The 10144-nt window shown below is 34.8% G+C and carries 12 protein-coding genes; 3 read left to right on the top strand and 9 right to left on the bottom strand.

Annotated elements, in window-relative coordinates; all coding sequences use genetic code 11:
- Positions 1-359 precede the first annotated feature (359 nt).
- The 4 genes from SFT90_03295 to SFT90_03310 all read right to left on the bottom strand — a co-directional run bounded on the left by SFT90_03295 (position 360) and on the right by SFT90_03310 (position 3079).
- Positions 360-794 (bottom strand): hypothetical protein, encoded by a 435-nt coding sequence (locus SFT90_03295; protein MDX1949511.1) that lies wholly within the window; start codon positions 792-794, stop codon positions 360-362.
- Between the two features lie 14 nt (positions 795-808).
- The gene (locus SFT90_03300) at positions 809-1324 is read right to left on the bottom strand and encodes a hypothetical protein (GenBank protein ID MDX1949512.1); all 516 of its coding nucleotides are present in this window, start codon (positions 1322-1324) and stop codon (positions 809-811) included.
- 203 nt (positions 1325-1527) lie between these two features.
- On the bottom strand, positions 1528-2241 hold the full coding sequence (locus SFT90_03305; protein MDX1949513.1) for a phosphoribosylanthranilate isomerase: 714 nt from the start codon (positions 2239-2241) through the stop codon (positions 1528-1530).
- Between the two features lie 223 nt (positions 2242-2464).
- Positions 2465-3079, bottom strand: coding sequence for a superoxide dismutase (locus SFT90_03310; protein MDX1949514.1), 615 nt, complete (start codon positions 3077-3079; stop codon positions 2465-2467).
- Positions 3080-3410: 331 nt separating this feature from the next.
- Between SFT90_03310 and SFT90_03315 the strand changes: the two genes are divergently transcribed.
- The gene (locus tag SFT90_03315; GenBank protein MDX1949515.1) at positions 3411-4037 is read left to right on the top strand and encodes a heme-binding protein; all 627 of its coding nucleotides are present in this window, start codon (positions 3411-3413) and stop codon (positions 4035-4037) included.
- A 183-nt stretch (positions 4038-4220) separates the two neighbouring features.
- On the opposite strand, the gene nadA is transcribed toward SFT90_03315, so the two are convergent.
- The 5 genes from nadA to truB form a co-directional block, all read right to left on the bottom strand.
- Positions 4221-5168 (bottom strand): quinolinate synthase NadA, encoded by a 948-nt coding sequence (gene nadA / locus SFT90_03320; GenBank protein ID MDX1949516.1) that lies wholly within the window; start codon positions 5166-5168, stop codon positions 4221-4223.
- A gap of 21 nt (positions 5169-5189) precedes the next feature.
- Positions 5190-7313: a polyribonucleotide nucleotidyltransferase gene (gene pnp / locus SFT90_03325; GenBank protein ID MDX1949517.1), complete on the bottom strand. Its 2124-nt coding sequence runs from the start codon at positions 7311-7313 to the stop codon at positions 5190-5192.
- A 1-nt stretch (position 7314) separates the two neighbouring features.
- The gene (locus tag SFT90_03330) at positions 7315-7527 is read right to left on the bottom strand and encodes a hypothetical protein (GenBank protein ID MDX1949518.1); all 213 of its coding nucleotides are present in this window, start codon (positions 7525-7527) and stop codon (positions 7315-7317) included.
- A gap of 7 nt (positions 7528-7534) precedes the next feature.
- The gene (rpsO, locus tag SFT90_03335; GenBank protein ID MDX1949519.1) at positions 7535-7804 is read right to left on the bottom strand and encodes a 30S ribosomal protein S15; all 270 of its coding nucleotides are present in this window, start codon (positions 7802-7804) and stop codon (positions 7535-7537) included.
- A 111-nt stretch (positions 7805-7915) separates the two neighbouring features.
- Complete coding sequence (gene truB / locus SFT90_03340; GenBank protein MDX1949520.1) at positions 7916-8878, bottom strand: tRNA pseudouridine(55) synthase TruB; 963 nt, start codon at positions 8876-8878, stop codon at positions 7916-7918.
- Between the two features lie 6 nt (positions 8879-8884).
- Here truB and SFT90_03345 point away from each other — a divergent pair, with 6 nt between their 5' ends.
- Positions 8885-9547, top strand: a complete 663-nt coding sequence (locus tag SFT90_03345) for a hypothetical protein (protein MDX1949521.1) — start codon at positions 8885-8887, stop codon at positions 9545-9547.
- Positions 9548-9701: 154 nt separating this feature from the next.
- On the top strand, positions 9702-10144 hold a 443-nt coding region (locus SFT90_03350), incomplete at its 3' end, for a hypothetical protein (GenBank protein MDX1949522.1).

The following is a 10144-nucleotide window of genomic DNA, read 5'->3' on the forward strand; positions in this document are numbered from 1 at the left end:
TTGCGATTGCAAATTAGACTGATAATTAGCGTAAGAATAAGATTGCAAGCCTGTGTTTATAGATGTCATACTTCTCCCAAAAGATTCTTAAGTATTATACATCAAAAACCTTAAAAATAAAGATGCTAATTTGTTACAATGAGGGAGTGTTCACTAAACATAGATTTAACTATTTAATCACAAATTGTCACCCCGCATTTATTGCGGGGTTAATTGTTGAAAGTTTTGCCAAACAAGCTTCTGAGCGTGTTTAATGGTTAACCCAGCAACAAGTGCGGGGTGACAATCATTGGTTAAGATGAAAATATCTATGTTTAGTTAATACTCACAGAATAATAGAATCAAAGATATACTTAAGATTAACCTATGCCAATCCCCTGCCCTCTGCCTTGCGAAAATAAGCCTTTATTATTTCCAGTTAAAGCTATACCTTCACCTGATTGCATTGTATCCGAAACTGCTTCTACCCCAGTTTTATATTTATCTGGATTTTCTTGAACATTGCTGACTACAGCTTCTTTACTAACTGAAAGTTGAACTGCCATTGGTGCTTCATTCCAAGCCCTAACAGCAGAACCAACTTTGCTGGCTACATTCATCTCATAATGCAAGACTTCAACACCATTAGGTTTTGAAAGAGAATAAACAACATCCGCGTAAGATGCATTTGAGCCAAGGTCTTTTGCAATTGATACATAATCACTTATCTCACCGCCAGTAGGCATCTTATCATTTCCTGACTGGATTTGAGCTATTACGGCTAGTGCTTTTTCTATATCTACTGGAAATCTCATAAATTCCTCACAAATTAAACATTTTCAACTAACAACTGAACGAGCATCTCTTCAGTTTTTTTGGCATCCATTACTGGATAGCCCCCTTCATTTAACAATCTATTGATGTGATCAATCCTCTCCTGAATTATGAAGGAATTTTCAATATAAACTTCTGGCGCACCCATAATTAGCAACATAGATTTAACGCAAGGTTTATCCTTACGAGAAAAATTCTGCTCATTAACTGCTAGTTTTGAAGTTTCAGAATCATAACTTCTTAAATCTATTGAGTGCGAAACATCATCAAAATCCGGCATATTATTAATGTAATAATCGTAAGATTCATCAATAGACATTTCCTTCAAGCCAATAACTTTACGCAAGCGATTCACTACGCCTATTCTATCCATAATGCTTTCTACAAGGCGATATTTCACCCTTGTAAATGTTTCTATATCAACGCCGTTAATGTGAGCTTTAACATATCCACCCGCCCATAAATCAACATACTCATATATATCATCAAAAACTTTTTCAGGGGTTAACATTTCAAATCTCCTTTAATTTTTGTTATCTAATTAATTCCCCAATTAATTAATCCCATAGTCGTATTATATAACAAAATGATTAACAAAGCGTTAACAGATGAAAATATTTTTTATCTGTGAAAACGCTATATTTTGCCTATGTTTTAAGATATTTTTGATTATTTTACCAAAGGTTAACAAGTGGTAAATCAAAGGGTTATAAATTAGATATTTTTAGAATTTTGTAAAAATTTTTCAATTTTAGTAAAATCTTTTACACCAGCTGAAGATTCAACACCTGAGGAAACATCAAGCCCATAAGGGTTTGCAAGGGATAAAGCCTCAGAAATATTTTCAGAATTTAATCCCCCAGACAAAAACCATTTATAGCTTGGATTAAAATTTTTTAATATTTTCCAGTCAAAAGAAATTGCATTTCCACCGGGTAGAACTGAGGTTTTTGGAGGTTTTGCATCAAATAAAATATAATCGGCAATATTTGAAAATTCTTTTGCTTTTTCTAAATCTTTTTCTTCAGAGATTGAAATTGCTTTAATAATATTAAAATTATATTTTTCTTTGATTTCTCGAGATTTTGCAGGAGTTTCAGAACCATGAAGCTGAATATAATCTGGATTTAATTTTTGTAATTCATGCAAAAAATTATCATCTGCATCAACTAAAACCGCAACAATTTTTGGAATTTCTATTTTGCTTTTATCGAAATTTTCATTCCCGCGTATGCGGGAATCCATATAGCTAGATTCCCGTTTACACGGGAATGAATTGATAAGCGAATTTTTAATTTCAATCGCTTTATCGATAGAAATATTTCTAGGGGATTTTTCAAAGAAAACGAAACCTAAGAAATCCGCACCTTTTGAGGTTGCAAATAAAGCAGTTTCTTTGTCTTTTATTCCGCAAATCTTTACTTTCATAAATTAGGGTTTAGGGATTGGCATTCTTAGGTAATCATAGATTTAAGCTCCATAGCCACCAATTATAACCCCGCATTTATTGCGGGGATAATGATTGAAAGTGTTTTAAGTCTACTTTTTGAGCGTATTTTGCAATTAACCCCACAATAAATGCGGGGTGACATTATAGAGGAAAACAGCAGATAATTTAATAAAATCCTACCCTTAAGCCGCCAACCTAAAATTATGCTGCTAATTTAACTTTGCCATTTTTAAGATTCGCATTTGCAAAATCCCAGTTAGCAAGGCTATTTAAGAAAGTTTCAATATATTTCGGGCGAAGATTTTGGAAATCTAAATAATAAGCATGCTCCCAAACATCAATAGTTAAAAGTGGCACTTGGCCTTTAGTAAAAGGGGTTTCTGCATTTCCAGTTTTTGTAACTTTTAGCTTGCCATCTTTATCAAGAACAAGCCAAGCCCAACCAGAGCCAAACTGAGTAGTTGCTGCCGCCTTAAATTCCTCAACGAATTTCTCATATGAGCCGAAATCCGCTTCAATTTTAGAAGCAACTTCTCCAGTAGCTTTGCCACCGCCATTTGGCTTCATTGAATGCCAATAAAAAGTGTGATTCCAAACTTGTGCTGCATTATTGAAAACCCCAGCATTTTTGCCTTCAGATGCAATGCAAATTTCTTCCAAAGTTTTACCTTCAAATTCCGTTCCCTTAATTAAATTATTAAGGTTTGTAACATAAGCATTATGGTGCTTTCCATGGTGGAAGGAAATAGTATTCGCTGTGATATGAGGCTCTAACGCTGTTGGTGCGTAAGGTAATTCAGGTAAAGTAAATGTCATATAATCCTTGTTTAGTTGCTAAAACAAAATAGTTAGAATTTAACTTTTTGCAAGCTGTAGCTAAATGAATTTTTATTAAGTAAATTGAAGTTATATAAACTTGCCTATAACATTATTTTTGTGTAAAATGCATTTGTGGTAAGCGGGCTGTGGGATTGGTTTTGCTAAGATATCTCCGGGGCGATGAATTATTTTAGGAGGCTGGCTCTGATAGGCCCAAGGGCTTGTTAATTCCGGTTTCCACCTGAACATAAATGCTTCAGGGTAGATAACTAATAGCGACCATCTTTGCGGTGCTTACCCAATCCTTCCCTTAACTTTAGAGAAATTTATGAGCAAAAAAACAATAATTTCTCTTCTTGCGTTTATTCCATTTTTAACAGGGTGCATCAATGCTTTTGGAGGATATGAAAGCCCTAAATATAATGTTTTAGAAAAATCAGATAATATTGAATTAAGGGAATATAAAAAATATATTGTTGCTGAAGTTACGCTTGATAATTCTTCCGAAGATAAATCAAATGATGCATTCAAAATTTTAGCAAACTATATATTTGGTGGGAATAAAAAAGCTTCCAATATAGCAATGACTAGCCCAGTTGAAATTGAGCAAAATGAAGGTGAAAATATTTCAATGACAGCACCAGTTGAGATTGAAAAAGAGAGTAAAAAAACTATTATGAGGTTTTCAATGCCTTCAAAATATAGCCTTAAAACCATTCCAAAACCTGAAGATGAAATAATAAAAATCTATGAAGTTGAGGGCTACAAAGCAGCAGTTATTAGGTTTTCTTGGTTTTTTAATGAAAAAAATTTTTTAGAGAAAAAGAAAGTTTTAGAAAATTTTATTAAAGAAAAAAATCTCACTGCAATTTCAGAACCAATCAAAGCCTATTATAATCCGCCCTTTACCTTGCCTTTCTTAAAAAGAAATGAAATTATTATTAAGGTCAGGTGAATTTATTATAAAATAATATTAATCCAGACCACAAGTTTCACCCCGCATTTATTGCGGGGTTAACCATAAAACACGCTCAAAACTATACTTAGATGCACTTTACAACCATTAACCCCGTGAAAAGCACGGAGTGACAAATGCGTAAAAACTCTTATAAATTATATAAATACCCTGCTAAACAGCCTACAAACTCATTTCAAGCATTTTATCAAGTGAGGCTTTGGCTTTCAGGCGAAGGGCTTCATCAAGCTCTATTTGTGGAGATTTATTAATCATACAATCGTAAATTTTCTCAATTGTATTTAACTTCATAAATGGGCAATTATTGCAAGAGGTACAACCCTCAGAAGTGCCAGCTACAGGATAAAATTTCGCATCAGGTGAGTTTTTCTGCATCTGATGTATTATCCCCGGCTCAGTTAAAACAATATATTCTTGGCTTTTATTTGTTTTAGATTTTTCAATAGTAAAATTTAACAAGGCAGAAGTTGAACCAACAAAATCCGCATAATTCAAGATAGTTTCTGGGCATTCAGGGTGTGCAATTGTAAGTGCGTTTTGGTGGCTTGATTTCATTCGCACCAATTCCCTTTCATTAAACTGCTCGTGAACTATGCAAGAGCCTTGCCAAAGTAGCATATCTCTGCCTGTTTTACGAACTAGATAAGAACCCAAATGCCTATCAGGTGCGAAAATTATTTTCTGATCTTCTGGAATTTGTTTGATAATTTTTTCTGCACAAGATGAAGTAACAATTATATCTGAAAGCGCCTTAATTTCGGCGGAACAATTAATATAAGTTATTGCTATATGATCAGGGTTTTTCTCTCTAAAAACTTTGAATTGCTCAGGTGGACAAGAGGTTTCCAAGCTACAGCCAGCCTTGAGATCAGGCAGTAAAACTTTCTTGTGAGGTGATAAAATTTTGGCAACTTCCGCCATAAATTTCACGCCACAAAAGATAATATAATCAGCCTTTGTTGCCTGAGCTTTGCGAGATAAATCTAAGGAATCCCCAATAAAATCAGCAATATCTTGAATATCATCATCTTGATAATAATGGGCAAGAATAACCGCGTTCATATCCTTCTTGAGGCGGTTAATTTCTGATATGTAGTCTATCTTGCCCATTCCAAACTTAAGAAATTTTAACTATCCATTAGCTTGAAGGTTTGTTTCTTCGTGAGTTGGAGTAATAAGCGATTTTATAGAAAGCCTGATTTTTCCTTGTCTATCAACATTTAGAAGCTGTGCACGAACTTCATCACCAAGCCTCAAGATATCTTCAACTTTATCAACTCTATGAGGTGCAAGCTCGCTTATGTGAATTAAACCTTGCTGCTTACCCATAAATTGAACGATTGCTCCGAAATCCATAATTTTCATAACTTTACAATCATAAACTTCACCAACAACAGGCTCAGCAACGATTTCCATAATCATATCAATCGCTTTTTGAGCAGCTTCACCAGTAGTTGCGGCAACTTTGATTTCACCGCTATCATCAATATCAATTTTAGCACCGCTTGTTGCAACAATTTCCTTAATCACTTTACCGCCAGAGCCAATAACTTCCCTGATTTTATTAGGATTAATCTTAATTGTAGTAAATTGTGGAGCATAAGAATTAACTTGTGTTCTAGCGGTTGATAGGGCTTCCGCCATTTTGCCAAGAATATGCATTCTGCCTGTTTTAGCTTGTGCAAGTGCTTGCTTCATAATTTCAATTGTAATCCCTTGGATTTTAATATCCATTTGCAAGGAAGTTACGCCGGAAGATGTTCCTGCAACCTTGAAATCCATATCGCCAAGATGGTCTTCATCACCCATAATATCTGAAAGAACCACATATTTTTCACCTTGCATTACTAAACCCATTGCAATACCAGCGATTGGGCGAGCTAGAGGAACTCCTGCATCCATCAACGCAAGTGATGTTCCACAAACCGTTGCCATTGATGATGAACCGTTAGACTCAGTAATTTCAGATACAATACGGATAGTATATGGGAATTCAGATTTTGAAGGTATTAATGCCTTAACCGCACGCCAAGCGAGTTTACCGTGGCCGATTTCCCTTCTACCAGCACCACTCATTCTGCCAACTTCACCCACTGAATATGGTGGGAAATTATAGTGAAGCATAAAATTTGAGTTATATAAGCCATCAAGCCCATCAATCATTTGCTCATCATCACCAGTGCCAAGCGTTGCAACAACAAGGGCTTGGGTTTCACCTCTAGTAAATAATGCAGAGCCGTGAGTTCTAGGTAAAACGCCAACTTCAGAAACGATATTTCTAATATCAACAGGCGTTCTTCCATCAATTCTTTTACCAGAATTCACTAATCCTCCACGAACGATATCTTTCTCAAGAGTTTTGAAAACATAATCAAAATGGAGTTTGCTGAATGCTTCACCTTCTTTGAGAGTCGCTTCATAAGCTGATTTCGCCTTAGCGTAAGCTTCATTAATTTTATTGCTTCTAGCTTGTTTTTCAATAGTTGCGAAGGCTGAAATTAAATCGCTTTCCGCATTTTGTTTGATAATTTTTGTAACTGCTGAAAGATCAGGTTTTTTAACTTCCCACTTGGTTTTGCCAACTTCTTTAGCCATTTCATTAATAGCATCAATAACGATTTGCATTTCTTTGTGAGCAAATTCTAAAGCACCAAGCATTTGTTCTTCAGTGATTTCAGAGGCCTCAGATTCAACCATCATTATTGAATTTTTTGTGCCAGCTACAACTAATTCTAATTTAGAATTTTTAATGCCAATTTCAGGGTTTAGAACAAACTCACCATTCACCAAGCCAATTCTAACGCCAGCTATAGTTGAAACGAATGGAATTTCTGAGATTGCAAGGGCGGCAGATGCACCGATTATCGCTGGAATATCGCTATCATTTTTACCATCATATTCTAAAACGGTGCATATTATTTGCGTTTCATTTCTAAAATGTTCATCAAATAATGGTCTGATTGGTCTATCAATTAGCCTAGAAACAAGAGTTTCCTTTTCAGTTGGCTTGCCTTCTCTTTTGAAAAACCCACCCGGAATTCTGCCAGATGCGAAATATTTTTCTTGATAAACAACCGTTAGCGGAAAGAAATCAACATCAGGTTTAGCCTCTTTTTGTGCAACTGCTGTGCATAATACGGTTGTTCCTTCATAGCGAACTAGAACCGCACCATTTGCTTGCCTAGCAATTCTGCCAGTTTCAAGCGTTAGTTTTTTACCACCCCAATTGATGGTTTTTGTAATTACATTAAACATATTATTTTCCTTGTAAGAGTTTTTCTTGTTCTTCGGGAGATAATCGTGAGAATTCAGCGACGGTTATATTAAGCAATGGCTTTTCAGACTCTGTATTAGGTTGCTCCTTTAGCAAAGATACTGCTTTCAGGATTTCATCCATAGACAAACCTTGCTGAAAAAGCTGTCTTACAACATCAGAAATTTCTATGCCTGCATTTTTATTTTCAGGCATAAAGAAATTATTTTCTAATTCCTAATTTCTCAATCAGGGATTGGTATCTATTGAAGTCTCTAGCTTTAAGATATTCAATAAGGCGTTTTCTTTGGCTAACCATTGAAAGTAATCCCCTTCTAGAGTGAATATCGTTAGCATTTGTTTTGAAGTGTTCAGTAAGGTTGTTAATCCTTTCTGTTAAAATCGCACATTGAACTTCAACTGAACCAGTATCACCTTTTGAAGTTGCAAATTTCTTAATTAATTCTTGCTTTTTTTCCGCTGAAATCGACATCTTATCTCTCCATAAATTATTATTAATAAAAAGATGAAGTTGAGAGTTAGGTTTTGGAATTATGAAACTGATTTACATAGATAATTTCAAAATTCCAATGCCCAATCTCATTTACAAATTGAAGAATCTAACTACCTTTAATTTGCCTTCATCAGAGTTAACCAAACATTGAAAAACACCTTCAAAATAAACCCTAAAAATTCCATTAGAATAATTAGAATTTATAATTTTTCCGTCTCTCAAATTTTTGACTTCCTCTAACCTAAGATTCAGAACAGGGATGTCGTCTAGCACTGAATCAACAGGTTTAGTCTGCGATATAATGTATTCAAACTGGTTTTGCAAGTTAATATTTTGCACCCCTTTTTCTATTTCAAGTTTGAAAGCTTTTTCCGCCGAAAAGCAACCAACCTCTAGCCTTCTAAGATAAGTTAAATGCCCTAAACTACCAAGTTTTTTAGCGATATCCCGCCCCAAACTTCTAATATAAGTTCCCTTGGAGCAGGTGCATTTGAGGGTAATTATTTTTAGTTGTTGATGGTTAATAGTTGATGGTTGATTGTTTTTTTCTACAGCCCCCTCAATTCCCAACTCCCAAATATTAACCTCCCTCTCTTTCATTTCAAAATCAATGCCTTTGCGGGCGAGGTCATAGGCTCTTTTGCCATCTATTTTAATAGCAGAAAATATTGGCGGGGTTTGCCTAATTTTCCCTGTAAATTCTGGTAGAATATTTTTTACATCTTCCAAACTAGGCAGATTATTTGTTGTTGCGATTATTTTTCCATCAACATCACCGCTATCAGTTTCAATACCAAATTTTATGGTAAATTCATAAGTCTTTTTAGCATCAATCATATAAGGAATTGCCTTCGTTGCCTCACCAATTGCAATTGGAAGCACTCCACTTGCCATCGGATCAAGCGTTCCAGCAAAGCCGATTTTAGGGATTAGGGCTTTGGGATTAGGGCTTTGGGAAAAGCTACTCCGCAGCACTCTCTTGACATAGCCAATCACCTGATTAGATGTAACGCCAACTGGTTTATCAATATTCAGCCAGCCATTTATTTTCAAAGAATTATGCAATCAAAATACCCTAAATATTGGAATGAAGCCTGCAATTACCTCTCTAAAAAAGATGCAATATTAAGCGGTCTTATCAGGCAATTTCATAATGAAAAATTACTCAAGAATAATAGTGCCTTCCTCACGCTTGCGAGATCAATAATTGGTCAACAAATTTCGGTTAAGGCCGCAGATAGTATATGGGCAAAATTTGAATTAGCATTAAAAAATGTTGCAGAAAAATATAATGAAAAAAATCATATTTCTCCCAAAAATTTATTTAAGCTTGAATTGCAAGAGCTTAAAAATTGTGGGCTTTCTGAACAGAAAATAAAATACCTAAATAACATTGCGGATTTTTTTGACAAAGAATTTTCTGATATGGAAGATTTATCTCACCTAAATGAAAATGAAATTGCAGAAAAACTTCTTTCAATCAAAGGCGTTGGAAAATGGACAATTGAGATGTTTTTGCTTTTTCATATGCATTCAGCAGATATTTTTCCGCTTGCAGATATTGGCTTATTAAAAGCTATTGAGAACCAATATAATGTTAAAAGAAATACTAAAAAATTTGATGCCAAAGTGAATCAACTTTCAAAATTATGGCAACCATATAGATCAGTTGCTACTTGGTATTTATGGCGTAGCATTGACCCAGTTCCTGTGGAGTATTGATTGTTCGTTTTTCGTTAATCGTTAATCGCTAATCGTTACTTGCGATAAACGATGAACGATAAACCATAATCGAAAAAAAATATTTCTCATTTACATTTGAAATGATTTTAACTATCAACAAGTCTGAAAAATTTCTTAAATAAAAAATAATTTTATGCCTCAAGAACGCACAATAATTTCAACGCAAAATGTTGCAACCCAAGTTAACGATACAATTTCTGCACCAGTGCAAGATGTCGCAGGTGGCCAGATTTCCAATATTTCAGGGGCAGCAACCACTACTGATATGAGCTTTATTGGTTTGTTTTCTCACGCAAGTTTGGTTGAACAATTTGTTATGCTTCTGCTTCTTGTTGCTTCAGTTGCATCCTGGACGATTATCTTCCAAAAATATTCACTTATAGCAAAATCTAAGCAAAAAATTTCTCTTTTCTTGAATTTATTTTGGGAAGGCAGAGGCGGTAAAACCATGGAAGAATTTTACTATTACGCAAAAGAAAAAACTGATAATCCAATGTCTAGAATTTTCGTAGCAGGAATGTATGAATGCTATGAAAAGAAAGGCAAAAGAAGGCCACTTAAAAGAGCAGAAAGAGC

The organism is Rickettsiales bacterium (assembly GCA_033762595.1).
Lineage (GTDB): Bacteria > Pseudomonadota > Alphaproteobacteria > Rickettsiales > UBA8987 > JANPLD01.